The 25087-nt window shown below is 73.5% G+C and carries 25 protein-coding genes and 1 tRNA gene; 16 read left to right on the forward strand and 10 right to left on the reverse strand.

Going from position 1 to position 25087, the window contains the following annotated elements; all coding sequences use genetic code 11:
• Nucleotides 1-13 precede the first annotated feature (13 nt).
• Nucleotides 14-1438, reverse strand: a complete 1425-nt coding sequence (locus ACIP82_RS15605) for a sigma factor (RefSeq protein ID WP_400653722.1) — start codon at nt 1436-1438, stop codon at nt 14-16.
• A 537-nt stretch (nt 1439-1975) separates the two neighbouring features.
• Between ACIP82_RS15605 and ACIP82_RS15610 the strand changes: the two genes are divergently transcribed.
• A complete protein-coding gene (locus tag ACIP82_RS15610; RefSeq protein ID WP_363607858.1) occupies nt 1976-2473 on the forward strand; it encodes an ATP-binding protein in 498 nt (165 codons plus the stop codon).
• A gap of 436 nt (nt 2474-2909) precedes the next feature.
• On the opposite strand, the gene ACIP82_RS15615 is transcribed toward ACIP82_RS15610, so the two are convergent.
• Nucleotides 2910-3887 carry a GlxA family transcriptional regulator gene (locus ACIP82_RS15615; RefSeq protein ID WP_400653723.1) on the reverse strand — a complete coding sequence of 326 codons (978 nt, stop codon included), beginning with the start codon at nt 3885-3887 and terminating at the stop codon, nt 2910-2912.
• A 124-nt stretch (nt 3888-4011) separates the two neighbouring features.
• On the opposite strand from ACIP82_RS15615, the gene ACIP82_RS15620 reads away from it, so the two are divergent.
• From ACIP82_RS15620 to ACIP82_RS15635, 4 genes are all read left to right on the forward strand, one after another.
• Entirely contained in the window at nt 4012-5427 is a 1416-nt protein-coding gene (locus ACIP82_RS15620; protein WP_400653724.1) for an MFS transporter, read from the forward strand.
• Nucleotides 5428-5449: 22 nt separating this feature from the next.
• Nucleotides 5450-5977 (forward strand): GNAT family N-acetyltransferase, encoded by a 528-nt coding sequence (locus tag ACIP82_RS15625; protein ID WP_400653725.1) that lies wholly within the window; start codon nt 5450-5452, stop codon nt 5975-5977.
• Between the two features lie 125 nt (nt 5978-6102).
• Entirely contained in the window at nt 6103-6447 is a 345-nt protein-coding gene (locus ACIP82_RS15630; protein ID WP_363607855.1) for a DUF4229 domain-containing protein, read from the forward strand.
• A gap of 14 nt (nt 6448-6461) precedes the next feature.
• Nucleotides 6462-7562, forward strand: a complete 1101-nt coding sequence (locus ACIP82_RS15635) for a LacI family DNA-binding transcriptional regulator (RefSeq protein WP_400653726.1) — start codon at nt 6462-6464, stop codon at nt 7560-7562.
• Nucleotides 7563-7582: 20 nt separating this feature from the next.
• Here the strand turns inward: ACIP82_RS15635 and ACIP82_RS15640 are convergent, their stop codons facing one another.
• Nucleotides 7583-8797: an MFS transporter gene (locus ACIP82_RS15640; RefSeq protein ID WP_400653727.1), complete on the reverse strand. Its 1215-nt coding sequence runs from the start codon at nt 8795-8797 to the stop codon at nt 7583-7585.
• A gap of 408 nt (nt 8798-9205) precedes the next feature.
• Between ACIP82_RS15640 and ACIP82_RS15645 the strand changes: the two genes are divergently transcribed.
• Nucleotides 9206-10555, forward strand: coding sequence for a dicarboxylate/amino acid:cation symporter (locus tag ACIP82_RS15645; protein WP_400653728.1), 1350 nt, complete (start codon nt 9206-9208; stop codon nt 10553-10555).
• A gap of 162 nt (nt 10556-10717) precedes the next feature.
• Here ACIP82_RS15645 and ACIP82_RS15650 read toward each other — a convergent pair whose 3' ends face one another.
• A complete protein-coding gene (locus ACIP82_RS15650; RefSeq protein WP_057227626.1) occupies nt 10718-10921 on the reverse strand; it encodes a cold-shock protein in 204 nt (67 codons plus the stop codon).
• 320 nt (nt 10922-11241) lie between these two features.
• On the opposite strand from ACIP82_RS15650, the gene ACIP82_RS15655 reads away from it, so the two are divergent.
• From ACIP82_RS15655 to ACIP82_RS15680, 6 genes are all read left to right on the forward strand, one after another.
• Entirely contained in the window at nt 11242-12150 is a 909-nt protein-coding gene (locus ACIP82_RS15655; RefSeq protein WP_363607851.1) for a menaquinone biosynthesis protein, read from the forward strand.
• 75 nt (nt 12151-12225) lie between these two features.
• Nucleotides 12226-13857 (forward strand): serine/threonine-protein kinase, encoded by a 1632-nt coding sequence (locus ACIP82_RS15660; RefSeq protein ID WP_400653729.1) that lies wholly within the window; start codon nt 12226-12228, stop codon nt 13855-13857.
• Between the two features lie 112 nt (nt 13858-13969).
• The gene (gene mqnC, locus ACIP82_RS15665) at nt 13970-15193 is read left to right on the forward strand and encodes a cyclic dehypoxanthinyl futalosine synthase (protein WP_363607849.1); all 1224 of its coding nucleotides are present in this window, start codon (nt 13970-13972) and stop codon (nt 15191-15193) included.
• Between the two features lie 12 nt (nt 15194-15205).
• On the forward strand, nt 15206-15823 hold the full coding sequence (locus tag ACIP82_RS15670; RefSeq protein WP_363607848.1) for an imidazolonepropionase-like domain-containing protein: 618 nt from the start codon (nt 15206-15208) through the stop codon (nt 15821-15823).
• Between the two features lie 235 nt (nt 15824-16058).
• Nucleotides 16059-16646, forward strand: coding sequence for a hypothetical protein (locus ACIP82_RS15675; protein WP_363607847.1), 588 nt, complete (start codon nt 16059-16061; stop codon nt 16644-16646).
• Nucleotides 16647-16723: 77 nt separating this feature from the next.
• Nucleotides 16724-17419, forward strand: coding sequence for a demethylmenaquinone methyltransferase (locus ACIP82_RS15680; RefSeq protein WP_363607846.1), 696 nt, complete (start codon nt 16724-16726; stop codon nt 17417-17419).
• Between the two features lie 48 nt (nt 17420-17467).
• Here ACIP82_RS15680 and ACIP82_RS15685 read toward each other — a convergent pair whose 3' ends face one another.
• Entirely contained in the window at nt 17468-17878 is a 411-nt protein-coding gene (locus ACIP82_RS15685; RefSeq protein ID WP_400653770.1) for a MarR family transcriptional regulator, read from the reverse strand.
• 239 nt (nt 17879-18117) lie between these two features.
• Between ACIP82_RS15685 and ACIP82_RS15690 the strand changes: the two genes are divergently transcribed.
• On the forward strand, nt 18118-19431 hold the full coding sequence (locus ACIP82_RS15690; protein ID WP_363607844.1) for a geranylgeranyl reductase family protein: 1314 nt from the start codon (nt 18118-18120) through the stop codon (nt 19429-19431).
• 147 nt (nt 19432-19578) lie between these two features.
• Here ACIP82_RS15690 and ACIP82_RS15695 read toward each other — a convergent pair.
• A tRNA-OTHER gene (locus ACIP82_RS15695) sits at nt 19579-19669 on the reverse strand.
• Between the two features lie 25 nt (nt 19670-19694).
• On the opposite strand from ACIP82_RS15695, the gene ACIP82_RS15700 reads away from it, so the two are divergent.
• A complete protein-coding gene (locus ACIP82_RS15700) occupies nt 19695-20339 on the forward strand; it encodes a radical SAM protein (RefSeq protein ID WP_400653730.1) in 645 nt (214 codons plus the stop codon).
• A complete protein-coding gene (locus ACIP82_RS15705; RefSeq protein ID WP_363607842.1) occupies nt 20261-20830 on the forward strand; it encodes a hypothetical protein in 570 nt (189 codons plus the stop codon). The genes ACIP82_RS15700 and ACIP82_RS15705 overlap by 79 nt, the downstream gene beginning before the upstream one ends.
• 21 nt (nt 20831-20851) lie before the next feature.
• Here ACIP82_RS15705 and ACIP82_RS15710 read toward each other — a convergent pair whose 3' ends face one another.
• From ACIP82_RS15710 to ACIP82_RS15725, 4 genes are all read right to left on the reverse strand, one after another.
• Nucleotides 20852-21202, reverse strand: coding sequence for a MazG-like family protein (locus ACIP82_RS15710; RefSeq protein ID WP_400653731.1), 351 nt, complete (start codon nt 21200-21202; stop codon nt 20852-20854).
• A gap of 139 nt (nt 21203-21341) precedes the next feature.
• Nucleotides 21342-22046, reverse strand: coding sequence for a peptidylprolyl isomerase (locus ACIP82_RS15715; protein WP_400653732.1), 705 nt, complete (start codon nt 22044-22046; stop codon nt 21342-21344).
• A 39-nt stretch (nt 22047-22085) separates the two neighbouring features.
• Nucleotides 22086-22736: a TetR/AcrR family transcriptional regulator gene (locus ACIP82_RS15720; RefSeq protein ID WP_400653733.1), complete on the reverse strand. Its 651-nt coding sequence runs from the start codon at nt 22734-22736 to the stop codon at nt 22086-22088.
• Between the two features lie 277 nt (nt 22737-23013).
• Nucleotides 23014-23562: an AAA family ATPase gene (locus ACIP82_RS15725; RefSeq protein ID WP_400653734.1), complete on the reverse strand. Its 549-nt coding sequence runs from the start codon at nt 23560-23562 to the stop codon at nt 23014-23016.
• Between the two features lie 301 nt (nt 23563-23863).
• Between ACIP82_RS15725 and ACIP82_RS15730 the strand changes: the two genes are divergently transcribed.
• Entirely contained in the window at nt 23864-24826 is a 963-nt protein-coding gene (locus tag ACIP82_RS15730) for a DMT family transporter (RefSeq protein WP_400653735.1), read from the forward strand.
• Nucleotides 24827-25087 lie beyond the last annotated feature (261 nt).

Genomic DNA, 25087 nt, shown 5'->3' on the forward strand with positions numbered 1-25087 from the left:
GGCCGGTCGCGGATCAGGGCCGGGACAGCAGCGGCGCCGCCCGGAGCACCTCGCGGATCGCGGCCCGGTCCCCGTGCTCGCCCACCAGCAGCCGGTCCGGGTCGCGGTGCGCGGCGGCGAGCTGGCAGAACTCCAGCCCGTCCAGCACCATCGAGGCCACCGGCTCGCCGAGGGGCGGGCCGCTGTCCGGGCCGTCCAGGGGTATCAGCCACTCGCCGGCCGCCGGGCCGTCGATCACCAGCCGCAGCCGCCGGCCGGGGCGCCCGTCGTCTCCCGGCCAGTGGGCGGGGGCGGCGGCGGGCCCGGGCCGGGAGGCGCGGAGCCCGGCCAGCGCGGGCGGGAGCATCCGGACGGCCAGGTCCACCATCTGCCGCAGGTGCTGCGGTGCGGGCGGGGCGTACGGGTACGCGACCGCGCGTGCCACGTCCTCGCCGTGGACGTAGCACTCGAAGGCCCGGTCCACGAAGGCGTCGCGCAGCGGGACGACGGCGAAGCCGAAGTCGACGGGGGTGTTGCCCTGCGGGGCGAGGGCGGCGGAGCGGACCAGTTCACGGGTCTGCCGGCGCCAGCGGGCGCGCACCGACTGCGGTGGCCGGTCGGCCTGTTCGGCGGTCAGCCGGGCGGTGCGCCCGGTGATCCCGGCGAACGGCGGGCCGCCCTGCGCGGGCACCCGGGGGACCGGCGGGGCCAGGGTCTGCGGCGGCACCCGGCGGTCCGGTGGCGGCGGTGCGCCGCCCGGGACGGGGTCGGGCAGACCGAGGGCGAGGGCCAGATAGCCGTCCACGGCGGCGAGATGGCAGAGCACCTCGGCCGGGCGCAGGTGCTCGGTGCCGCCGTGCCAGGGGAGTTCGGCCACCTCCTGCCACTCCTCCGGGCCGAGGTCGCGCAGCAGGGCGTCGAGCTTGGCGGTCTCGGCGGTGTAGGGGGTGCCCCAGGCGGGGACGGGCAGGTCGGCCGGGCGTCGGGAGAGGCACCAGCCGAGCACCTGCTGGCGCAGTGAGCCGGGCTGGTCGAGGGGTTCGTCGGCGGCGAGCCAGTCGGCCGCGTCCCGCAGCCGGGCGGCCTCCCCGACGCACTCGGGGCAGGCCCGCAGGTGCTGTTCCCGGTCGGCGGCCTCGCGGGGCGGGCAGGCGCCGAGGGCCCAGGCGCCGGGCCGTGCCCGCAGCCGGTCCACCGCGCGGCGGTGGGTCAGGGCGCCGAGCCAGGAGCGCAGTGTGTCCTGGGCGGGGTCGAAGTCCTCGGGGTGCTCCCAGAGATGGGCGAACATCTCGCGGGTGAGCCGGTCCGTGGCGGTCTGGTCGGCCAGGATCCGCCCGGCCAGGCCGTGCACCATCGGTGCGAGCTGGTCGTAGAGTTCGCCCAGCGCCGTCTCCTCGCCGCGGGCGAGGCGCCGTTGGAGCTGTTCGTCCCAGCGCGGGGCGCTGCCGGGGGTGGTCATCGGTCACCACCCTCCTGCCGTGGGGTTTTCCGCCGTGGGGCCGCTGCCGTGGTCAACGGTATCCCGCGGTCTTCCGGGGACGGACGGATTCCGTGAAGAATGGAACCCCGGGCTTCGGATCGTCACATCGTGCGATCGACCGCCGATCCCGCTGTTCGAAGGCCGTTGGACATATGTCGCACGGGTGGTTCGCGAGTGGCGGGCACGGTGTCGGGGGCGTCCGGCGGTAGGTTCGCCACTGCGTGTCCGGTGGCTCGGTCCGGGCCGGACGGCAGCCGGCGCGGGGCTCGCGAGAGTGAACGGGACAGTATGCACTGCCCTGTCCCCCGATCGCTGGAATATGCCCGAAGCGCTTGCTGCGGTCCGCTCGCCGAACCATCCTGAGGCGTATTCGTGACGCAGCCAGTGCGCGACGGACGGGATGGCGCGGGCGAGTTGTACGGCGGCCCGGCCTTCGGCGGGCGTCAGGGCCGGCCGGCTGGACGATCCGGCCTCGATCGAGACGATGGCCGAACTGCGAGTGCGGGTGGTGGAGCGGTGCAGGTTCTTCAAGTACAGCTTGCGGTGCAGGCGGACCCCGCCGAGGTCGGCCGGGCCCGCCGGTGGGTGCGCTCACGGCTGCTGAACCACGGTGTGGACCCGGACGCGCCGATCGCCGAGACGGTGGTGCTGGTGGTCTCCGAGCTGGTGACCAACGCCGTGGTGCACACCGGTTGTCCGGCGGTGCTCCGGCTCTGCTTCCCCGTGGACGGGGAGAGTTGCGGCTCCGGTGCGGGCGGGGTGCGACAGTCGGCGACGGTGGGCCCGCTGCGGGTCGAGGTCGCGGACGCCAGCCAGGTGGCCCCCGCCCCCCGGCACGCCGGAGCGGACGCGGACGCCACCAACGGGCGCGGACTGGAGCTGGTCGAGCTGCTCTGCGACCGCTGGGGCTGGTACCCGGACGGTTCGGGCAAGCGGGTCTGGTGCGAGATCGGCGCGGACGCCCGGCCGGCGGATCCGTTGGCCGGTGCGGACTGGGCCGCGCTGGCGCCCTGAGGCCCGGACGGCTCCTCGGGCGGCTCCTTCTTCCCGGCCTGCGATCATCGGGCCGAAACCTGACGCAACCATTCCGAATTTCTGACAAACCATTGACGTGACGTATCCGACTGATCACTCTTGGGAGCAGCTCTCCGTCGCGAGGGGACGCCGAGGGAACACTTGAACGCCGCTGCGGTGCTGCTGTCCAGGGGGATCATGTCAGCAGGGGGGTCGCGGTCTGCCGGTCGTGTGGTGGCTCCTTGGCGAGTGCGGAGTGTCGGTGCGCGGGTTCAGGGCCCGTGCGTCGCGATTGGATGGCGGCCTGCCGTGCCGTGCTCGGGGTGCGTGCGGCCTGCCGCCATCCAAATCGCCCGTACCGGACACCGGCTTTCGGTCACTTGACCACTCGGCCCGCAGCCGCCCGGCTCGCCCGGTCCGGTCGGCCCGTCGTGGCTCAGGCCGGCTGCTCCACCGCCCGGAAGGCCTGCCGGTATCTGCTCGGCGCCACGTCCAGGCGTCCGCGCAGCTGGAGCCGGAGCGAGGCCGCGGTGCCGAAGCCGGACTCCCGCGCGATCTGGTCGATCGTCAGGTCCGTTCCCTCCAGCAGTTGCCGGGCCCGCTCGGTGCGCTGCACCGTCAGCCACTGGCCCGGGCTGCTGCCCGTCTCCTCGCGGAACCGCCGGGTGAAGGTCCGTACGCTCATGCCCGCACGGTCGGCGAGTTGGCGCAAAGCGAGCGGTCGGTCCAGGTGTTCCAGCGCCCAGGCGCGGGCGGACGCGGTGCCGGCGCCGCCCTCGTCGGCCGGGCCGGGCACCTCCACGTACTGCTTCTGGCCGCCCTCCCGCCACGGCGGCACCAGACAGGTACGGGCGACGGCGTTGGCCACCGCGCTGCCGTGGTCGCGGCGCACCAGGTGCAGACAGAGGTCGACCCCGGCGGCCACCCCGCCGGAGGTGAGGACGTCGCCGTCGTCGGTGAACAGCACGTCGGGGTCGAGCCGGACCTTCGGGAACAGTGCGGCGAAGCGGTCGGTGTAGCGCCAGTGGGTGGTGGCCGGGCGGCCGTCCAGCAGGCCGGCGGCGGCCAGGACGAAGGAGGCGGTGCAGATCGACACCAGCCGGGTGCCGGGCCTGATCCGGGCCAGCGCGGCGGTCAGTTCGGGCCCGACCACGGCGCCCACCTGCATCGGGCCCGGGTCCATGGAGGCCGGGATCACCACGGTGTCGGCCTGCTCCAGCAGTTCGGGGCCGTGCTCGACGGCGATCCGGAAGTCGGTGCTGGTCTCGACCGGGCGGCCGTCCACGGTGCAGGTGGCCACCCGGTAGAGCGGTTCGCCGGCCGGGTCCTTGGCCGACTCGAAGATGCGGGAGGGGATGCCCAGTTCGAAGGCGACCACCTGGTCGAGGGCCAGTACCGCTACCCGGTGCGTCATTCCGGCGTCCTTTCGTCGGCTCTGAGCGTCGGTCCAGCGTACGCCCCGTCGGTGGCCCGATCCTTGCGAAAGCTGGCAGTCAGGCCACTCGTGGCGGTCGGGGCCGTTCGGGAGACTCGGCCTGGTGAACGAACGGAACGCCCCCACCGCCCCCAGCGCCCCCGCACCGCCCACCGCCCCCGCACTCCCCACCGCCGGGCCGACCGCCCGTTGGCGCCGGCCGCACTACGCCTGGGTGGTGACCGCCGTCGCCCTGCTGGTCCTGCTCGGCTCGGCCGGCTTCCGCTCCACGCCCAGCCTGATGATGGAAGCGCTGCACAACGAGTTCGGCTGGTCGACGGCCACGATCTCCAGCGCGACCTCCGTCAATCTCGCCCTCTACGGCCTCACCGCCCCCTTCGCCGCCGCCCTGATGGACCGTTTCGGCGTCCGGCTGGTGGTGGTCTGCGCGCTGCTGACCATCTCGGTCGGCTCCGGCCTCACCCTGCTGATGCGCGAGCCCTGGCAACTGGTGCTCTGCTGGGGCGTGCTGGTCGGCCTCGGCAGCGGTTCGATGGCCGGCGCCTTCGCCACCACCGTCACCGGCCGCTGGTTCCAGGCCCGCCAGGGGCTGGTCACCGGTGTGCTCACGGCCGCCGGCGCGGCCGGCAACCTGGTCTTCCTGCCGATCGGCGCCTGGCTGGTGGAGCAGCACGGCTGGCGCTCGGCGGTGGTCGTGGTCTCGCTGGCGGGCAGTGCGGTCGCCGTCCCGGTGCTGCTGCTGATGCGCGAGCGGCCCGCCGACCTCGGCCTCCTTCCCTACGGGGCGACCGAGGCGCCGCCCGCCCCCGCCGTCCAGGGGCGGGTGCTGACCCGCTCGCTGAGGGTGCTCCGCGACGCGGCCCGCAGCCGGGCGTTCTGGCTGCTGGCGGGTTCCTTCGCGATCTGCGGCGCGACCACCGCCGGACTGGTCGGTACCCACTTCATCCCGGCCGCCCACGACCACGGTCTGCCCGTCACCACCGCGGCGAGCCTGCTGGCCCTGATCGGCGTCTTCGACGTGATCGGCACGATAGCCAGCGGCTGGTTCACCGACCGCCTCGACTCCCGGACGCTGCTGGTCGTCTACTACGCCCTGCGCGGTTTCTCGCTGTTCCTGCTGCCGCAGCTGTTCGCGGGCTCACTGGAGCCGCCGATCCTGGCCTTCGTGATCTTCTACGGGCTGGACTGGGTGGCCACCGTGCCGCCGACCGTCGCGCTCTGCCGCCGGCGCTTCGGCGAGGACGCGCCGATCGTCTTCGGCTGGCTGCTCGCCTGCCACCAGATCGGCGCCGCCCTGGTGGCCGGGCTGGCCGGCCTCGCCCGGGACGCGCTCGGCGACTACGACCTCGCCTGGTACGGGGCCGGCGTCCTCTGCTTGGTCGCCGTGCTGCTCTGTCTGGCGCTGCGCCCGGACCGCCCGGACCGCCCGGACCGCCCGGACTGTCCGGACCGCACGGACCGCACGGATCGCACGGACTGTCCGGGCCATCCGGACCGTTCCGTTCCGGCATTGTCGTAAGGGGCGGTTAGGCTCTGCGCCCATGACGCTTTCCTTCACCCTGGACCCCAAGCTCGACCCCGACCTGCGCGCCGCCATAGTCCGGCTCTGGACGGACGTCACCAACGCCGGCGGCGCGGTCGGCTTCGTGGCACCGGTGACGGAGGACGAGGTCCGGGACGTCGCCGAGGAGCAGTTCGCCGGGGTCGAGCCGGGGCGGCCCGACCGGCTGCTGATCGCCCACGAGGAGGGCACCGGCCGGCTCGCCGGCCTGCTGTTCTTCGAGTCCATGCGGTTCGGGCCGATGGACCACTGGCGGATGCTCAAGCGGGTCATGGTGCACCCGGACTTCCAGGGCCGCGGCTACGGCGCCGAGCTGATGGCGGAGGCCGCGCGGGTCGCCCGGGACTGGGGCCTGGACGGCCTGCGGCTCACCCTGCGCGGAGGGCTCGGCCTGGAGGCGTTCTACGCCCGCTCCGGCTATGTCGAGGTCGGCCGGGTGCCCGCGGCGATCCGGGTCGCCCCGGGGGACGACCGCGACGACGTCACCATGTGGCTCGACCTGCGCTGACACCGGGGCCGGTGGGGGGGTGGTGGAGCGAGGGGGACGGCCGACCCGTTCCCCGTGGCGCCCGTGGGGCATGCTTCACTGGGAGACCGGCCCACTCCCCGCGCAGTGAAGGATGTGTCACCCCAGTGAGCAGCAATGTGAGCACCAAGCCGCACGCCACGCTCCGCTACACCTCCCTGCGGGTCAGCATCTTCCTCGGCTGCCTGCTGGTCGCCCTGCTGCTCGGCCACTTCGGGGTGATCCCGGTCAGCGGCCAGGCCGGCGTGATCTTCCTCTTCCTGCTGGCCGCCCTGGTCTCGGCGCCGCTCAGCTACGTCCTGCTGAGCAAGCAGCGCGACGAGATGTCGGCCCAGATCTCCGACAAGGTCACCGGCATCCGCTCCCGGACGGCCGACCGGATCGCCGCCCAGAACGCCGAGGAGGACGCCGCCGACGACGCCGCCCGCGCGGCGACCGCCCTGCAGAACTGACCCCCGCCGCAACCGTGCCCGTTCCCGCCGCCGCCCCCGGGGCCGACCGTGAGCAGCCGGCCGGCCCGGCCGCCCGTGCCGGGAGCGTCGCCGGCACCTGGCCGGCCCCCGTCCGCCGGCCCACCGGGCGGGACGTGGCCCGGCTCGCCGGCGTCTCGCAGGCCACCGTCTCCCTGGTGTTCTCCGGCTCCGAGGCCGGCCGACGGGTCTCCGGGGCGACCCGTGAGCGCGTCCGGGAGGCCGCCCGCAGCCTCGGCTACCGCCCGCAGGCGGCCGGGCGCCAACTGCGCCTGGGCCGCAGCGGCATGATCCTGCTGGCGGTGCCGAACATCCTCGGACCGTTCTTCGGCCGGGTGCTGGAGGGCGTCCACGAGGAGGCGGGCCGGCACGGCCTGGCCGTGGTGGTCAGCTCCGGCTGGGGCAGCGCCACCCTCGCCGACGCCGCCACCACCAGCCGCTTCGACGGTCTGCTGATCTGCTCCCCGGACGACAGCCAGCTCGGTGAGCTGCCCGCCGACACCCCGGCCGTCTTCCTGGACGCCGACCCCGGCACCGACCGCGCCCGCCCCACCGTCGAGCTCGACGTGGCCGGCGGGATGCGGGCCGCCGTCGAGCACCTGGCCGGGCTCGGTCACCGCCGGATCGGACGGCTGCGCTCCACCCACGCCGCGTACACCTTCCGGGTCCGCCAGGCCGCGTTCGAACAGGCCGCCGCCGGGCTCGGCCTGGAGGTCGTCGAGCTCGGCGTCAGCCTGAACGAGGGCCAGCCCGCCGCCCGCGGTGCCGCCCGCCGGCTGCTGGAGCGGCCGGACCGCCCGCCCGCGGTGATCTGCGACGACGACGTGGTGGCCTCCGGCGTCTACCAGGCCGCCGCCGAGCTCGGGCTGCGGGTCCCCGCCGACCTCTCCGTGATCGGTATCGACAACATTCCGGTGGCCCAGCTCCTCACCCCGCCGCTCACCACCGTCGACCTGCCCGGTGAGGAGCTGGGCCGGGCCGGGGTCGAGGCGCTCGCCGGGCTGCTCCGCGGCGACCCGGTCGCGCCGGTCCCCCCGCTCACCACCTCGCTGGTGCTGCGCTCCTCCACCGCTCCGGCGGGCGGCCGTCGGGGCTGACCCGTACGGGTGAAATGCCGTCAGCCCGCGGGCACCGCCACCGGCTCGGCGGCCGGGGTGGCCGGCAGCGGCCGGAACCAGCGGCGGGCGCCGAACAGCAGCAGGGCGCCCAGCCCGATCCCGCCCGCCGCGCAGAGCGCCACCGAGCGCAGCGAGTCCTCGGCGAGGTTGCCGGAGACGGCGTAGCCGAGCGAGTTGCCGGTCGCGAACAGCGTCACCAGCCAGGCGAACGCCTCGGTCACCGTCCCGACCGGCGCCAGCTCGGCGACCAGCACGAACGCGGCCGCCAGCAGTGGCGCCAGCCCGATCCCGGAGAGGAAGGCCAGTCCGGCCGTCGGGTAGGGCCCGGGCACCAGCACCAGCGGCAGGTAGCAGAGCGCCATCCCGACCGCCATCACCCAGGTGCGGGTCGCCGTGCTGCTGCGCCACCGCACCGCGCCGTACGCCAGCGCGCCGAGCAGGCCGCCGAGCGCCGCCAGCGCCAGCAGCGTCCCCGCGCCGCCCGGCAGCCCGCCCTCGTGCTCCTCGGCGTAGGCGATGAACAGCACGTTCTGCGCGCCGACCGCCCAGCCGGCCCCGGCCAGTCCGATCAGCAGCAGCACCAGGCCGGGGGAGCGCAGCGGCCCGAGCAGTCCGGAGGAGTGTTCGCGCGGCGGGGCCTGCCAGGCCCGGGCCGGGCCCGCGGTGGCCACGACCAGCGCACCGGCCAGCCCGAGACCGGCCGCCACCCAGAGCGCGGCGACCGGGCTGAACGCGCCCGCGATGCCGGCCACCGCGAGCGGGCCGGCCACGTAGAGGATCTGCTGCGAGGCGGAGTCGAAGGCGTACGCGGTGTCGAGCTGCTTCTCCTCGACCACGTCCGGCCAGAGCGAGCGCAGGCACGGTTCGAGTGGCGGCATGGCCAGCCCGGCTATCGCGGCGCCGGCCGGCGCGGCCAGCGCCGAGCCGGGCGCGAGCGCCAGCAGCGCGTACCCGCCGCCGGCGACCGCGGCGGAGGCGAGCAGGACACGCGGCTGCCCGGTGCGGTCCACGATCCGGCCGAGGACGGGCCCGCCGACGGCGGCCGAGATCGCGTACGCGGCGGTGGCCAGTCCGATCCGGCTGTACGGTGCGCCGGCCTCGCGCAGGGCCAGGGCGATCACCAGGGCGGTCATGCCGGCGGGCAGCCGGCCGAGCAGGGTGCCGAGGAGCAGCCGGCCGACGTGCGGGGCGCGGAGCAGGGCGAGGTAGCCCATGGACGGGTCTCCGGTTCTGGGCAGGGGTGAGCGGGGCGCCGTCAAAGTTATACGTATAACTACTTGCCGGTCAATCGGCCCGGATGGCTGATCTGATGGGGTGTCAGCGTGGTTCGTGTCCGCATCTCAAACAAACACTTTGAAGATCTCAAACCTTTACTGCTAACGTAACGGCCATGACCACCTCAGGCGCACCCCGGACGCACGGCATGGGCTCGACGCCCACGGCCGCCCGCGTGTGCCGCCTGCCGGGTGCTGTGGACAGCCCGCGCCGTTGTCGCGCCATGAGCTGTATCCCGGCGGCACGCCCCTGACGAGGGCTGAGCCCTCCCCGCTCGCCTCGTGCGCCGTGTCGCCTTCCCCGCCTCATCTCACCGTCAGCAACGCCCTTCCCGGAGCCGCACCGTCATGTCCACAGCGCCCGAGGCGACCTCGTCGCCGTCCGTGCTCGCCAGAATCCGCAAGACCCCGTTCTGGGTCCAGATCGTCGCCGGCCTCGTGTTCGGTGTCGGTCTCGGCTACCTGGCCCGCTCCGCCGACATCTCCTGGCTGGCGACCACCCTGGAGACCATCGGCAAGATCTTCGTCCAGCTGCTGAAGCTGGCCGTCCCGCCGCTGGTGTTCACCGCGATCGTGGTGAGCGTCGCCAATCTGCGCAACGTCACCAACGCGGCCCGGCTGGCCGTTCGCACACTCCTCTGGTTCCTGATCACCTCGCTGATCGCGGTCGCGATCGGCCTGGGCCTGGGCCTGCTGACCAACCCCGGCCAGGGCACCGACCTCACCACCGAGGGCCTGAAGGCACCGAAGTCGTCCGGTAGCTGGATCGACTTCCTGACCGGCATCTTCCCGACCAACATCGTCACCGCGTTCACCGAGGTGAACGTGCTGCAGATCGTCTTCATGGCGGTCGTGGTCGGCGCGGCGATCATCAAGCTCGGCGCCAAGGCCGAGCCGGTCCTCAAGCTCAGCGAGTCCGTCCTGGAGCTGACCCAGACCGCCCTGTGGTGGGTCATCCGGCTCTCCCCGCTCGGCACCCTCGGCCTGATCGGCAAGTCCGTCGCCAAGTACGGCTGGGACCTGCTGAAGCCCTTCGCGACCCTGACCGCGGACGTCTACATCGGTTGCGCGCTGGTGATGTTCGTCGCCTACTCCCTGCTGCTGAAGTTCGCCGGCGGCCTCAACCCGCTGAACTTCTTCAAGGGTGCCTGGCCCGCCATCCAGCTGGCCTTCGTCTCCCGCTCCTCGGTCGGCGCCCTGCCGGTCACCCGCCGGGTCACCGAGCGCCTCGGCGTCCCGAGCGAGTATGCGAGCTTCGCGGTTCCGTTCGGCGCCACCACCAAGATGGACGGCTGCGCCGCGATCTACCCCTCGCTGGCCGCGATCTTCGTCGCCCAGGTCTACAACATCGACCTCGGCATCAGGGACTACCTGCTGATCGCCTTCGTCTCGGTGATCGGCTCGGCCGCCACCGCGGGCCTCACCGGCGCGATCGTGATGCTGACGCTGACCCTCTCCACCCTGGGTCTCCCGCTGGAGGGCGTGGGCCTGCTCCTCGCCATCGACCCGATCCTCGACATGATGCGCACCGCGACCAACGTCGCGGGCCAGGCGCTGGTGCCGGTCCTGGTCGCGGCCCGCGAGAAGACCCTCGACCTCGTCGCCTACAACAGCCCCACCGGCGACCTCTACGGGGACGCCCCGGCCGCCGGCATCCCGGCCCAGTCCGCCAAGGGCGGTACGCCGGCGACCGCCTGACCCCGGCTCTTCAGGCCGACGCGGGCGGGCCGGGGCACAAGGCAGGGGGCCCGCCGGATCGGCGGGCCCCCTTGGGTGTTGCTCTTGTGCTCATGGTGACGGCCGTCGGGGGCCGTCGGCGGACCCGATGGGGTCCCGAGCGATCAGAACATCAGAGGATGGTCAGATAGCGGTGACGTTCTCCGCCTGCGGGCCCTTCGGGCCCTGGGTGACGTCGAAGCTGACCGCCTGGTTCTCCTCCAGCGAGCGGAAACCGTTCGCGTTGATGGCGGAGTAGTGGACGAAGACGTCGGGGCCGCCGCCCTCCTGGGCGATGAAGCCGAAGCCCTTCTCAGCGTTGAACCACTTGACGGTTCCCTGAGCCATGCCGTTCTCCTTGCGAGGCGTGTTGGGGACCACACCGTGTGGTGCCCGGTCCGCTGCGCTGATCGCCCTGCCTCCGGACGGGTCCGGAGTTTTTCGATATTGCTGAAAAACTACAAAAAGCCTGCGGTTACATGCTCCGCAGGCTTCAAGTACTGCAAGGGGAATCAAACTGCAACTGAGGGCAACGCTAGCATGCGGTCGCTGTGACGACCAGGGGTGACTTGCGGGGTGGACAGGGCGTGTCGTAAGGGCGGTGAGGGGCTTCCCGGAGGGCGGGCATACCCTGCGGGGAGGCGCACGAACAGCAAGGGAGCGGCGCAGTGTCAGCAGCGGATGCGCAATCGCGGGAGCCCCGGGAGAACACCCCGGTCAGGCCGCGGGTCGGGCATATTCAGTTCCTCAACTGCGTCCCTCTCTACTGGGGTCTGGCCAGAACCGGCAATCTGCTCGATCTCGACCTCACCAAGGACACCCCGGAGAAGCTGAGCGATCAGCTGGTCGGGGGCGCGCTGGACATCGGGCCGATCACCTGCGTGGAGTATCTGCGGCACGCCGACGAACTGCTGGTCCTGCCCGACATCGCGGTCGGCAGCGACGGCCCGGTGATGTCCTGTGTGATCGTCAGCAAGGTGCCGCTCGCCGACCTGGACGGCCGCCGGGTCGCCCTCGGCTCCACCAGCCGGACGTCGGTGCGCCTCGCCCGGCTGCTGCTGGAGGAGCGGGAAGGGGTGCGGCCGGAGTACTTCAGCTGCCCGCCCGACCTGGACGCGATGCTCGCCGAGGCGGACGCCGCCGTACTGATCGGCGACCCGGCCCTGCGCGCCTACCTCGGACAGGCCGCCGCCCAGGGGCTGACGGTGCACGACCTCGGCGAGATGTGGAAGGAGTGGACCGGGCTGCCGTTCGTCTTCGCCGTCTGGGCCGCCCGCCGCGACTTCGCCGAGCGCAGCCCGGAGTTGACGGCGGCGGTGCACCGGGCGTTCCTGGAGTCCCGGGACCTCTCGCTGGTGGAGGCCCGCGAGGTCGCCGAGCACGCGGCCCGCTGGGAGGCGTTCGACGCCGAGGTGCTGGAGCGGTACTTCAGCGAGGCGCTGGACTTCTCGCTCGGCGAGCGGCAGTTGGCGGGCGTCGCCGAGTTCGCCCGCCGGGTCGCCCACGACAGCGGCTTCGCCCCGGACGTCGCCGTTCGACTGCTGGACGCCGAACCCGTACCCGTGGCCGTCGCCTGATCCCGGTACGGTGCTGGTCCCGGGCGGGCCGGACGTGCCGGACGTCCTGGGCGGGCGGCGAGGGGAGCGTGCGGGATGCAGGCACTGGGGTCGGAGGATCCGCGCCAGGTGGGCGAGTACCGGCTGCTGCGGCGGCTCGGGGCGGGCGGGATGGGCCGGGTCTACCTCGGCCGGACGGCCGGCGGCCGCACGGTCGCCGTCAAGCTGGTCCGCGGCGAACTGGCCGAGGACGCCGAGTTCCGGGCCCGGTTCCGGCAGGAGGTCGCCGCGGCCCGCCGGGTCGGCGGCGCCTGGACGGCGCCCGTCCTGGACGCCGACACCGAGGGCGAGCACCCCTGGGTCGCCACCGGGTACGTCGCCGGGCCGGCCCTCGGCGAGGCCGTCCGGGCGGTCGGGCGGCTCCCCGAACCGGCCGTGCGCAGCCTCGGCGTCGGGCTGGCCGAGGCGCTGGCGCACGTCCACGCGCTCGGGCTGGTGCACCGGGACGTCAAGCCGTCCAATGTGCTGCTCACCCTGGACGGGCCGCGCCTGATCGACTTCGGCATCGCCCGCGCGCTGGACGCCACCAGCGGCGTCACCCAGTCCGGTTATGTGGTCGGCTCGCCCGGCTTCATGTCGCCGGAGCAGGCGGAGGGCCGGCCCGCCGGGCCGCCGAGCGACGTCTTCTCGCTCGGCGCGGTGCTCGCCTACGCCGCCACCGGCGTACCGCCGTTCGGCGAGGGGGTGAGTGTGGCGGTGCTGCTCTACCGGGTGCTGCACGAGGAGCCCGACCTCGCCGGGCTGGGCCCCGCGCTGCGTCCGGTCGTCGCCGCCTGCCTGGCCAAGGACCCGGCCGACCGGCCCACCCCGCGCGGTCTGCTCCAGTGGCTGGACGCCGACGGCGCGGCCGCCGGGCGGCTGGCCCGGGGCGGCTGGCTGCCGCCCGGGCTGGCGGAGGAGGTCGGGCGCGGCGCCGTCCGGCTGCTCGACCTGGAGGGGGAGACCGGCCCGGACACGGCCGGGGCGCCGCCGGCCGCGCCGCTCACCGTGCCGCCGGAGGACGCCCGGCCGGTGGACCGGACGCCGACGCTGGTGCCGGCGGCGGAGCCCGGCCGGACGGCGGAGCCCGGCGGCCGGCGCTGGATCGCCGGGCTGGTGGGCGGCCTGGTCCTCGCGGCCGTGGCCGCCGTCCTCGGCCACCAGGTCTACCGGGGGCTGGAGCAGCCCGACGCCACCGCCACCGCCGAGACCACCTCCTCTTCCTCCTCCTCCGTGGACATCTCGGTGACGGCGTCGACCTCGACGACGACCTCCTCCACCACCACGACCGTCACCCAGCCGCCGCCCGGCACGGCCGCCGGCCCGAGCGTCGTCCCGGCGGCCTTCGTCGGCACCTGGAGCGGCGACATGACCACCGAGAAGGGGCTGCCGGCCGGCACCACCACGCTCACCATCGGCCCGGCCGCGCTCGGGCAGGCGAACACCACCAGCCGCAACGCCGCCACCGGCCTGATCCCGGTCAGCTGCGAAGGGTCCTGGACGCTCCGCTCGGCCTCGCCGGAGAAGCTGGTCTTCGTCTCCCGGCTGGTCCGTTCCTCGCTGCCCGGGGCGTGCACCGGCGGGTCGAACGCGGAGACGCTCACCCTCCAGAAGGACGGCACGATCCGGTTCACCTCGGACGACCCGGCCGCCGGGAACCCGTCCGGAACGCTGCGGAAAGCGGGCTGACGCGGGGGCGCGCGGACGCTGGCGTAGGCTGGTTCGGCCGTACCGGTACGCCGTGCTGAGCAGGGCGTACCGAGAACCACGCAGCAGTACCCGAGAGAGAGAAGGCCGCCAGGTGTCCGAGCTCGCAGCGACCACCCTCGATGCGCCCAGCACCGACCTGCAGGCCGTGCTCGACCGGGCCGCGGCCGGGGGCCGGATCAGCCCGGAGGAGGCGCTGGAGCTGTACCGCTCGGCGCCGCTGCACGCGCTCGGCTCGGCGGCCGACACGGTGCGCCGCCGCCGCTACGCCGGTACCGAGCACATCGCGACGTACATCATCGAGCGCAACATCAACTACACCAACGTCTGCGTGACGGCGTGCAAGTTCTGCGCCTTCTACGTGCCGCCGAAGAGCGACAAGGGCTGGTCCCGCGACCTCGACGAGATCCTGCGCCGCTGCGCGGAGACGGTCGAGCTGGGCGGCACCCAGATCATGTTCCAGGGCGGGCACCACCCGGACTACGGCGTGGAGTACTACGAGCGCGCCTTCTCGGCGATCAAGGCGGAGTTCCCGCAGCTGGTGATCCACTCGCTGGGCGCGTCCGAGGTCGACCACATGGCCAGGATCTCCGGGGTGTCGGTCGAGGAGGCCATCACCCGGATCCACAAGGCGGGCCTGGACTCCTTCGCGGGCGCCGGCGCCGAGCTGCTGCCGGAGCGGCCGCGGAAGGCGATCGCGCCGCTCAAGGAGTCCGGCGAGCGCTGGCTGGAGATCATGGAGGCGGCGCACGGCCTCGGCGTGGAGTCCACCTCCACCATGCTGATGGGCACCGGCGAGACCAACGCCGAGCGGATCGAGCACCTGCGGATGATCCGCGACGTGCAGGACCGCACCGGCGGCTTCCGGGCCTTCATCCCGTACACCTACCAGCCGCAGAACAACCACCTCAAGGGTTCGACCCAGGCGACCGTCTTCGAGTACCTGCGGATGATCGCCATCGCCCGGCTCTTCCTCGACAACGTGGCGCACATCCAGGGCTCCTGGCTGACCACCGGCAAGGAGGCCGGCCAGCTGTCGCTGCACTACGGCGCGGACGACCTCGGCTCGGTCATGCTGGAGGAGAACGTGGTCTCGGCGGCCGGCGCCAAGCACCGCTCCAACCTCACCGAGCTGATCCACCTGATCCGGGCCGCCGGCCGGGTGCCCGCCCAGCGCTCCACCACGTACGAGCACCTGCGGGTGCTGGACGACCCGGCGAACGACCCGGTCGACCCGCGGGTCGCCTCGCACATCGCCTCCACCGCGATCGAGGGCGGCACCGCGCACCCCGAGCTGAAGATCCTCGACAACGGCTGAGCGCTCCCGACCGTGCTCACCCTCCACCGGGCGGCCCTGCTGCTGCCCGATCCGGCCGACCCCACCGCCCCGTCCGTCGCCGACGGGGCGGTGCTGGTGCGCGGCGAGCTGATCGAGGCGCTCGGTCCGTACGCCGGGCTGGCGGCCGCCCACCCGGCGGCCCGGCTGCGCGACTGGGGGGAGGGCCTGCTCACCCCCGGCCTGCGCAACCCGTACGGGCACTGGCTGCTGGAGCGCGCGTACCACCCCGACCCGCGGGAGAACGCGGGCAGTGAGCCGGTGCCCGGGGGCGTGACGGACGCGACGGACGAGACGGCGTGCGGCGCGAGCGCCCGGCGCGGGCTGCAACGGATGCTCGGGTTCGGCGTGACGGCGGTGGCCGGGCCGTTCGAACGGGCCGCGGTCCGGACCGCGGTGGCCCGCTCGGGGCTCACCGCGCTGCCCGGCGAGGGTGCCGAGGGCCCGCTGGACCCGCTGGCCGTCCTGCCGCTCGCGGCGGCCGTGCACGGCCCGCTGGGGGCCGGGGGCCGGGCGGACTTCGCGGTGTTCGCCCCCGGTGGCGCGGGCCCGCTGCCCGGCGGCTGCCTGGCCACCGTCCTGGCCGGGCGACTGGTGTACCGGCGGCGCTGAGCCCGGCATTCTACTCGCCGGTAGTCGGATGTGCGTACGGGGCAAGGGACTTCCTTCGTGTGCCGTCGAACTCCGGTGCCGGGTGGATGGTCTGATTCACCCTTCGCCGTGACCTGAGGGCCCGCCAGCGGATACGATCCCGGACAGCTCACTCCGTACCCTCACCACGTACCGCCCGCCCCCGCGGGTGGCGGGGCCCCGTGCCAGGCCCCGACGGCAAGCCAGGACAGGAACCATGCGATCCGCGACCGTCCCCCCGCCGCGATCCCCGCGGATGGGCCGTGGCTGGTACCTCGCCGCCGTGCTCAGCGCCGTGCTGGCCGTCGGCATGTGCCTTCTCGGCTGGCGTCAGGCCGACCAGGCGGACAAGATCGGCGCCAACCCGGTGAGAGTCGAGGGGGTCGTCACCCAGCTGCCCACCGGCGGCGGCTCCTACAGCAGCGTCAGCTACCGGGCCGTCGGCCAGCCGCACACCGCCGCCGGGCTGCCGGTCGCGGACGGGGCCAGGGTGGGTGACGCGGTCTGCCTGGAGCACGCCGCCGACGACCCGGGCGCCGTCCGGATCTGCGGCGACACCTACCCGCAGCCGGTCGGCGTCGGACTGGCCCGGTTCAGTGTGCCGGTGGCCGTGGTGCTCTTCGTCGTCTGCGTCGTGCGCATCCGCCGGCACCACCGGGCGCTCGCCCTCCGCGGCGGCCAGGGCCGGATCGCCAGCACCATGGCCCTGGCGACCGACGCGCTGGCCGACGGGATGCCGGCGATAACGCACGGCAAGCGCTCGCGCCGACGGCGCCGCTCCGGCGGGCGGCGCGCCCTGCACTGAGGCCGTCGGCGCCGCCCCGGCCCGGGTCGGCGTGCCCCCTTGCCCGGCCTGTCGGGGCCAGGGTGAACAATGGGGGAGTGACCCGAGCCTCTCTGGACAAGCAACCGCACGAAGTCGCCGCCATGTTCGACGACGTCGCGGCCAAGTACGACCGCACCAACGACGTGCTCTCCCTCGGCCAGGCCCGCGCCTGGCGGCGGGCGGTGGCCGAGGCAGTGGCCGCCGGACCGGGGGACCTCGTGCTCGACCTCGGAGCCGGCACCGGCACCTCCTCGCTGCCCTTCCAGGAGGCCGGCGCCAAGGTCGTCCCGTGCGACTTCTCGGTCGGCATGCTGGCCGAGGGCAAGCGCCGCCACCCCGAGCTGCCGCTGACCGCCGGGGACGCCACCAGCCTGCCGTTCGCCGACGACACCTTCGACTCGGTGACGATCTCCTTCGCGCTGCGCAACGTCCAGGACACCGACGCCGCGCTGCGCGAGCTGTTCCGGGTCACCAAGCCCGGCGGCAAGCTGGTGATCTGCGAGTTCTCCACCCCAACCTGGACGCCGCTGCGGACGGTCTACACCGAGTACCTGATGCGCGCCCTGCCGCCGGTCGCCACCGCGGTCAGCAGCAACCCGGACGCCTACGTCTACCTCGCCGAGTCCATCCGGGCCTGGCCCGACCAGCCCGCGCTGGCGGCGAAGCTGCAGGAGGCCGGCTGGTCCAAGGCCGCCTGGCGCAACCTCACCGGCGGGATCGTCGCGCTGCACCGCGCGTACAAGGTCGCGTAACGCCGTGCTCCGGCCGCGCGGGCCGGGGGGTGTCCGGCACCCCCCGGGTCAGCCGCGCGGCCAGACCACGCCCTGGAGGGCCTCGATCGAGCGGTTGAGCCGGGTCAGCGACTCGGCCAGGACCGCGACCTCGGCGTCCGTCCAGTCCGCCAGGACGCGGCCGAGCCCCTCCTGGTGACGGCGGCGGTCCGCCGCCAGCGCCTCGGCGCCGGCCGGGGTGATGGCGAACTTGCGGGCCATCCCGCCGTCCGGGTCCGGGATCCGCTTCACCACGTCCGCGCGCAGCATCGCGGCCGCCTGCCGGTTGACGGTGGAGGTGTCCAGCTGGAACGCCTCCGCGAGCTGCCCGATCGACATCGGCCCCTGCGTCTCGATCCGGGAGAGCAGCAGATAGGCGGAGCGCTCCAGCTCCCCGCCGCCGCGCCCGCCGGCCATCGCGTGGTGGCGTCCGACGAGCATCAGCTCCCGTTCGATGTCGTCCAGATGGTCCCTCACGCGTGCCTCCGGGCGGCTGTTTCTCCCTGCGACGTCCGCATTCATGGTAACCACGGGGGGTTCATGTGCATGGTGCACGCACTATGCACGGCTGGGCCGGCCGGGCTTCGGTACCGCCCTCGGATCCCGTGCCGGGGGCGGCAACTAGACTGCCGGGGACAACGCCGCCGTCCCCCAGCCGCAGCTCCAGGAGAGTGCCCACCGTGTCCGAGACCGCAGTCGACCTCAGCGACCTGAGCACGGGGACCGTCGAGAGCACGGCCGATGTCATCGTGGTCGGCGCGGGCCCCGCCGGTGCCACCACCGCGTACTACCTCGCCCAGGCCGGCCTGGACGTGCTGCTGCTGGAGAAGACCGCGTTCCCGCGCGAGAAGGTCTGCGGCGACGGCCTGACCCCGCGTGCCACCAAGCAGCTGGTCGACATGGGCATCGACGTCTCGACCGAGAACGGCTGGCTGCACAACAAGGGCCTGCGGATCATCGGCGGCGGTGTCCGGCTGGAGCTGGACTGGCCGGAGCTGTCCGCCTTCCCCGACTACGGACTGGTCCGCAAGCGGGCCGACTTCGACGAGCTGCTGGCCCGTCAGGCCGTGAAGGCCGGCGCCCGGCTGTACGAGCGCTGCAACGTCAGCGGCCCGGTGCTCGACGACCGCACCGGCCGGATCGTCGGCGTCACCGCCAAGCTCGGCGAGGAGAAGCGGCCGGTCACCTTCCGGGCGCCGCTGGTCGTCGCCGCCGACGGCAACTCCACCCGGCTCTCGCTCGCCATGGGCCTGCACCGCCGCGAGGACCGCCCGATGGGCGTCGCCTACCGGACGTACTTCACCTCCCCGCGCCACGACGACGACTACCTGGAGTCCTGGCTGGAGCTGTGGGACACCCGGGACGGCCAGCGCAAGCTGCTGCCCGGCTACGGCTGGATCTTCGGCATGGGCGACGGCACCTCCAACGTCGGCCTCGGCATCCTCAACTCCTCGCCCGCCTTCGGCGAGCTGGACTGGCGCGAGGTGCTCAAGGCCTGGTGCGCGAGCATGCCCGGGGAGTGGGGCTACACCCCCGAGAACATGACCGACCCGATCCGCGGCGCCGCCCTGCCGATGGCCTTCAACCGGCAGCCGCACTACACCCGGGGCCTGCTGCTCGTCGGTGACGCCGCCGGCATGGTCAACCCGTTCAACGGCGAGGGCATCGCCTACGCGATGGAATCCGGCCAGATCGCGGCCGGCGTCATCGTCCAGGCCCACGCCCGGGTCACCCCGACCGGCCGCGAGCGCGCCCTCCAGGCGTACCCGCGCATCCTCAAGGACGTCTACGGCGGGTACTACACGCTCGGCCGCGGCTTCGTGAAGATGATCGGCAACCCCAAGGTGATGCAGCTCGCCACCCAGCGCGGGCTCACCCACCCCGTCCTGATGAAGTTCGTCCTCAAGATGCTCGCCAACCTCACCGACCCGCAGGGCGGCGACGCCATGGACCGCATCATCAACGGCCTCGCGAAGGTCGCGCCGAACGCCTGACCGCTGGGCGGGTGCGCGGAGCGCCTCGTTGTCGGCCGCCGAGCCGTCCTCCACGCTGTCCGGGACGGCGGGCGCGCAGCCGGGTGACGGGTGTGCCCGGGGCGCCGGGGGTGCTTCGCCGGCGCCTCCGGCGTGTGCGCGGGGCCCTGGTGCCGGGGGAAGGTTTCGAACCCTCACGCCCCCTGGGGGACGCTCGACCACAGGGATCGAGCGCGTCTGCCAGTTCCGCCACCCCGGCCGGCCCGCCGGCGACCGTGCCCGGGGTGATCTGGCGCGACCGCGGCACCGTACGGGTCAACCACCGCACGCCCGCCCCGACCGACTACGAGTCGCTGCCCACGCCCGTCTTCGACCGGGAGATCCGGCAGTGGAGCCCGGACTTCGTGCCGCCGCTCCACACGATGTCCAACTGCCCGATGCGGTGCGGCTTCTGCTCCATCGCCGCGGGCAGCGACACCTTCCTGGGCAAGCCCCGGGTGATGTCCGAGCGCCGCGTCGCGGAGCACATCGCCGCGCTCGGCGTCGAGCGTGTCGACTTCGTCGACGAGTACCTCACCATCCCCCGGCAGATCAGGATCGGCCGGGAACTCGCCCGCATCGGGCACCGCGCCACCTGGCAGTGCTATCCGACCGCCGGGGACCAGCTGCTCGACCCGAGGAACTGCGAGGCGCTCGCCCAGGCCGGCTGCCGGGCGGTGCAGCTCGGCCTGGAGTCGCTCGATCCGCAGACCCTGCGGCAGGAGGCCAAGCCCTGGAACCACCCGGCGAACTACGGCCGCATCCTGAGAACCTGTACAACGCCGGGATCCAGGTCCACGTCTTCATCATCGTGGGCGTTCCCGGTGAGCCGATCAACTTCTCACTGCGCTGGCTCTCCTTCCTCGAAGAGCACGGCGCGCACATCCTGACCATCAAGTCCGGCCGCTACCGGCTCACCCGCCGCGCCCCGGACGAACGGCGGGCCACCGTCGACGAGTTGCACGGCCTCCAGGTGACCGGTCAGGACAACCAGCTGCTCAACCTCAACCGCGACCAGTTCCGGTACACCAGCAACGGGCTCAGCCGGAAGCGCGTCGAGGCCGTCCGCGACCTCCTCGAAGAGGCCTGCCGCCGGCACTGGGCCTACCAGGTCACCTCGTCGCTGCCCCGGTGGATCAACCGCGGCCGCTTCAGTCTGGAGCAACTGCACCAGGCCGCCGACCAGTTGAGCGCGCACCGGCCCGCCGAGCCGTCCATCCCGGGCAGCCACCTCAAACGCGGGCTCTCCAAGATCACCAGTGCCGTGCACGAGGAGCTGGGCCTGCGCGCCGCGCCCACCTCGTACGAGGACGTGCGCGACCTCGCGGCCCGGCTGCGGGCCGGGGACGAGACGGTGGCGGCGGGCGGCCGGCGGGGGTGACTCCGGGCGCGGCGGGGTGCCCTACTCGGGGCCCTTCTTCTCCTCGGGCGGCCGGCGGCCGGCGGTCGAGCGCCGCTCGACGTAGGCCAGCCGTTCGGCGAAGACGCGGGCGGCGTCCGGGGTGAGGGTGCGCAGGGCGACGAGGGCGGTGAAGACCACGTCGCAGAGCTCGTGCTGAACGTCCTCCCAGCTGTGGGTGACACCCTTGCGCGGGTTCTGGCCGGTGGCGCCGATCACCGCGGCGCCGACCTCGCCGACCTCCTCGGAGAGCTTGAGGATGCGCAGCAGGCGCTCCTCCTGCGGGGAGGCCGCGCTCTCCGCGTCCAGCCAGGCGACGAGCTCGTCGACGCTCTCCCAGATCCTGCTGTCCATGCGGCGCTGCTCCCGTACGGTGTCGATGGCGGGTCTCGATGGCGGGTGTCCACCGTACGGCAGCGGGGTGACGGGCCCGCTCGGCGGCTGCCGGTTCTCACCCGGCGGTCCTCACTGGCCGGTTCTCACTGGCCGGTTCTCACTTGGCGATCTTCACGTTGCGGATGTTCACCGGAAGGGTGGGGAAGCCGTCGCCGGGGCTGTTCTGGTCGTCCTCGCCGCCCGCCGCGATCTTCTGCAGCACGTCCAGGCCGGCGGTGACCCGGCCGAAGGGCGTGTAGGCGGGGGAGAGCCTGGTGTCCTTCCAGACGAAGAAGAACTGGCTGCCGTTGGTGTCCGGGCCCGCGTTGGCCATCGCGACGGTGCCGGCGGGGTAGGTCGCGCCGGTGAGGTTCTCGTCCGGGAAGGAGTAGCCGGGGCCGCCGCTGCCGGTGCCGGTCGGGTCGCCGCACTGCAGGACGAAGATCCGCTGGGTGGTCAGGCGGTGGCAGTGGCTGCGGTCGAAGTAGTCGTGCTCGGCGAGGAAGCGGAACGAGAAGGTGGTGCAGGGTGCCTGGCCGGTCAGGGCCTGGAAGGTGATGGCGCCCTGACTGGTCCTCAGGGTCGCGCTGTAGGGCTTGGCGGCCTTCTCGGCGTCGAAGACCGGGATGCCCTTGAAGTTGTCGGCGGGCACGGCCGGGGTGTACGTGCAGGTGGTGGCCGGGGGCGCGGGCGGCGGGGTGTCCGCGGCGGCGGTGCCGGTGGTCGCGGCGAGCGGGAGGACGGTGGCGGTGGCGAGCAGCGCCCAGTGTTCGCGCTTCACGTGACGGGCCTTCCGGGGGGTGGTGGGCGGCAGCGTTGTCATGGCGACATCATCCATGCCGTCGTGGGGATCCGGTAGACGTCAGTCGCCCGTCGGCGCGAACAGCCCGGCGCGGGCGGCCAGTGCCGCGGCGTCGGCGGCCCGCTCGGCGGCCCGGGCATCCAGTGGCTCGCCGGTCACGAACAGCCGGTAGTAGAGCGGCGCGGTCGCCGCCCTGACCACCTCGGCGCCGTCCGTGCCGGGGGGCAACTCGCCGCGGGTGACGGCTCGTTCGGCCACGGCGGCGGCCTGCTGGTGGCGGGCGGCGAAGAAGGCGCGCAGGGCGGCGGCGCCGGCGTCGGAGCGCTGGGCGGCGGTGATCAGGGCGGTGGGGGTGGAACCCAGCTCCGGATCGGTGAAGACGGCGAACACCTCGCGGGTGATGCGGCGCAGGTCCTGCCCGAGGTCCCCGGTGTCCGGCAGCGGCCAGACCTGGTCGGCCGAGGCGGTGAGGGCGTCCGCGACCAGCCCGTCCACCCCGCCCCAGCGGCGGTACAGCGTCGCCTTGTGCACACCGGAGCGGGCGGCGACCGCGTCGACGGTCAGCCCGTCGTACCCCCTGGCGGTGACCTCGGCGAGGGTGGCGGCGACCACGTCCGCCCGCACCCGGGCGCTGCGGCCACCGGGGCGGGGGGTCGGGGCCCTGGGGGGCTCGGGCTGGGCGTGGCCCGGCTGGGGGGCGCGGTCGCTCAAAGTGGACTCCTGTCGCGTCAGCGCTTGCTCCGGCGGTGCCGCCGCGCCATCCTCATCCTAATGCGACTCCAGTCGCATTTCGAGTGGAGTCCGGCACCCCGGCCGACATCGAGGCCGCCGCCGAAGGCCCACGGGCCGCTCACCCCCCTGAGCGCCGGGCCCCGCCAGTGGAAGGAGCTCAGTTGTAGGAGTCCAGCTGGTGGTCGAGCGTCTTCGGGATCTCCAGGATGTTGCGGAGGACGGAAGTGTCGACGAAGGTCACCAAGCGGGCCACAGGTCAGCCGATCCCGAGAAGACGGTCGAAGTCGGAGTAGTCGCGGGGGCTTTCGGCCGCGTCCAGGATGCCCCGGGTCACCACGTCGCCGAGCTTTCCCTCGGCCATGGCGGCGGCGTAGCCGGCCAGTTCGGGGAGTGGACGCAGGCGGCCGGCCCCGGTGGCCGGGTCACGGTCGCAGACCACGACACCCCGGTGATCGGCCCCGCTGAGCTGCTCGTGGACGATGCGGATGTCCGGCCGGACCTGGATCGTGACATCGAGCGTGGCGGGCAGGCTCCATGGCGTGCTGACCGTGCAGCCCAGGGTGAAGACGTCCTCGCTGTGCGGGGGGCAGCCTTCCAGCCCTCCCCGAACCGGGCCCGCGTCGCGCCGCCGGCTGTCCAGGGCGTCGCGGATGTCCTCACCCTGCGCGAGTCGCGAGAGCACCTCCAGGGCGTCCAGCGCGTTCGACTTGCCGCTGCTGTTGCGGCCGATGAGCAGGGTGAGCGGGGTCAGCGGCAGCACGGCGTCGTGGAAGGTCTTGAAGGCGGTCAGCCGTACCTCGGTCACCGCCCGGCGTCGCGGCGTCGTGGCCGGTCGCCGCGACGCCTTCCGGATCCGCCTTGCTCACTCCGAACTCCTCGCAGTTGCCCGCAGTGGACGTGTTGCCGCCACCTCGTGGTCCGCGATAGGGCTTGTCGCCGGACGACCCGGGGCGCTGCCGGGCAGGGCGTGGAAAAGCCTTGATCGGCCAGGGCCGGTGGGCAAGGATGGCGCCGCCGTCCGCGGCTCTGTCCGCGCCTCTGTCCGCCGCTCCGTTCGATGTCGCACGGGCTGCTCACCCTGCCTCTTGCTCGGAGGAATCTTGCCCATGCGCGCTTCACTGTTCTCGTCCTCGTCGCCGTTGCGTGATGTGCCCGTGCTGCTGGTGGCGGTGGTGTGGGGGTCGAGCTTCATGGCGGTGCAGCGGGTGGCGGAGCCGGGGACGGTGGTGGCGGTCCTGGTGCTGCGGTTCGGGCTGGTGCTGCCGGTGCTCGGGGTGTTCGCGTGGCGGGCGCTGCGGGGGATGGGGCGGCGGGAGTGGCTGGGCGGGGCGGTGCTGGGGCTGGTGCTCGGCGGGATCTTCCTGCTGGAGACGTACGGCGCGGTGCACACCTCGGCGACCAACGCCGGTCTGATCGTCAGCCTCACGATGGTGACCACGCCGCTGGCGGAGAGCGCCGTCAACCGGACGCCGCTGCCGCGGGCCTTTCTGGCGGCGGCGGGGCTCTCCGTGCTCGGGGTGGCGTTGCTGACCGGGGGAGGCGGGCTGAAGCCGCCCTCGGCGGGGGACCTGCTGGTGCTCGGCGCCGCCCTGGTGCGGACGGTGCACGTGCTGGCGATGTCCCGGATCCGGGCCATTCGTGACACCGACTCGCTGGCCGTGACCTGGGTCCAACTCGCCGCCGCCGCCTTGGTGTTCGTCGCCGTCGCGCCGTTCGCCGGGCCCGCGCCGTGGACGGTCGCGGCCGGGTACGGGCCGGCGCAGTGGGCCTGGCTGCTGCATCTCGCCCTGCTCTGCACGCTGTTCGCCTTCTTCGTGCAGATGTGGGCGGTGCGGACGACCTCGCCGTCCCGGGTCAGTCTGCTGCTGGGCACCGAGCCGCTCTGGGCCGCCGTCTTCGGCATCACCCTGGCCGGTGACCACCTCGGCCCGCTCGCTCTGCTCGGCGGTGTCCTCGTGCTGGCCGGCACCGCCTGGGGCCGCCGCACCGCCGTCCCCGCCCCGGCTCCCGCTGCGGCCCGGGCGGAGGACCAGGCCGAGGACCGGGAACCCGTGGCCGGCGGTCGGTAGCCGGCCCGGCCCCCGGGCCCCCGGGCCCCCGACCGGCCCCTGACCGGCCCCCGGCACCCCCGACGGCTGCCCGCCGGAGCGGTTCGCGCGCTTGTGAACGAAGGGTCAAGCGGGCGTTCGGAGGGCCGCCACCCCTGCGGGTGAGGCGCTATAACACGTCAAAATGACGTCCAGAAATTTGCCCTGGAAGGCGCATAGTTGATATAGGAGCACCGCTCCGACCAGCCGCTTCACCGATGAATGCGACTGTTTGTGATCATT

The organism is Kitasatospora sp. NPDC088548 (genome assembly GCF_044753005.1).
Taxonomy (GTDB): Bacteria; Actinomycetota; Actinomycetes; order Streptomycetales; family Streptomycetaceae; genus Kitasatospora.

What these genes read in the sequence shown, in the direction of transcription:
- ACIP82_RS15715 (WP_400653732.1), bottom strand. Translation starts at nt 22,046, where the DNA reads ATGACAACGCTGCCGCCCACCACCCCCCGGAAGGCCCGTCACGTGAAG.
- ACIP82_RS15675 (WP_363607847.1), top strand. Translation starts at nt 16,059, where the DNA reads ATGCGATCCGCGACCGTCCCCCCGCCGCGATCCCCGCGGATGGGCCGT.
- ACIP82_RS15625 (WP_400653725.1), top strand. Translation starts at nt 5,450, where the DNA reads ATGACGCTTTCCTTCACCCTGGACCCCAAGCTCGACCCCGACCTGCGC.
- ACIP82_RS15615 (WP_400653723.1), bottom strand. Translation starts at nt 3,887, where the DNA reads ATGACGCACCGGGTAGCGGTACTGGCCCTCGACCAGGTGGTCGCCTTC.
- ACIP82_RS15605 (WP_400653722.1), bottom strand. Translation starts at nt 1,438, where the DNA reads ATGACCACCCCCGGCAGCGCCCCGCGCTGGGACGAACAGCTCCAACGG.
- ACIP82_RS15710 (WP_400653731.1), bottom strand. Translation starts at nt 21,202, where the DNA reads ATGGACAGCAGGATCTGGGAGAGCGTCGACGAGCTCGTCGCCTGGCTG.
- ACIP82_RS15645 (WP_400653728.1), top strand. Translation starts at nt 9,206, where the DNA reads ATGTCCACAGCGCCCGAGGCGACCTCGTCGCCGTCCGTGCTCGCCAGA.
- ACIP82_RS15730 (WP_400653735.1), top strand. Translation starts at nt 23,864, where the DNA reads ATGCGCGCTTCACTGTTCTCGTCCTCGTCGCCGTTGCGTGATGTGCCC.
- ACIP82_RS15660 (WP_400653729.1), top strand. Translation starts at nt 12,226, where the DNA reads ATGCAGGCACTGGGGTCGGAGGATCCGCGCCAGGTGGGCGAGTACCGG.
- ACIP82_RS15685 (WP_400653770.1), bottom strand. Translation starts at nt 17,878, where the DNA reads ATGCTCGTCGGACGCCACCACGCGATGGCCGGCGGGCGCGGCGGCGGG.
- ACIP82_RS15640 (WP_400653727.1), bottom strand. Translation starts at nt 8,797, where the DNA reads ATGGGCTACCTCGCCCTGCTCCGCGCCCCGCACGTCGGCCGGCTGCTC.
- ACIP82_RS15650 (WP_057227626.1), bottom strand. Translation starts at nt 10,921, where the DNA reads ATGGCTCAGGGAACCGTCAAGTGGTTCAACGCTGAGAAGGGCTTCGGC.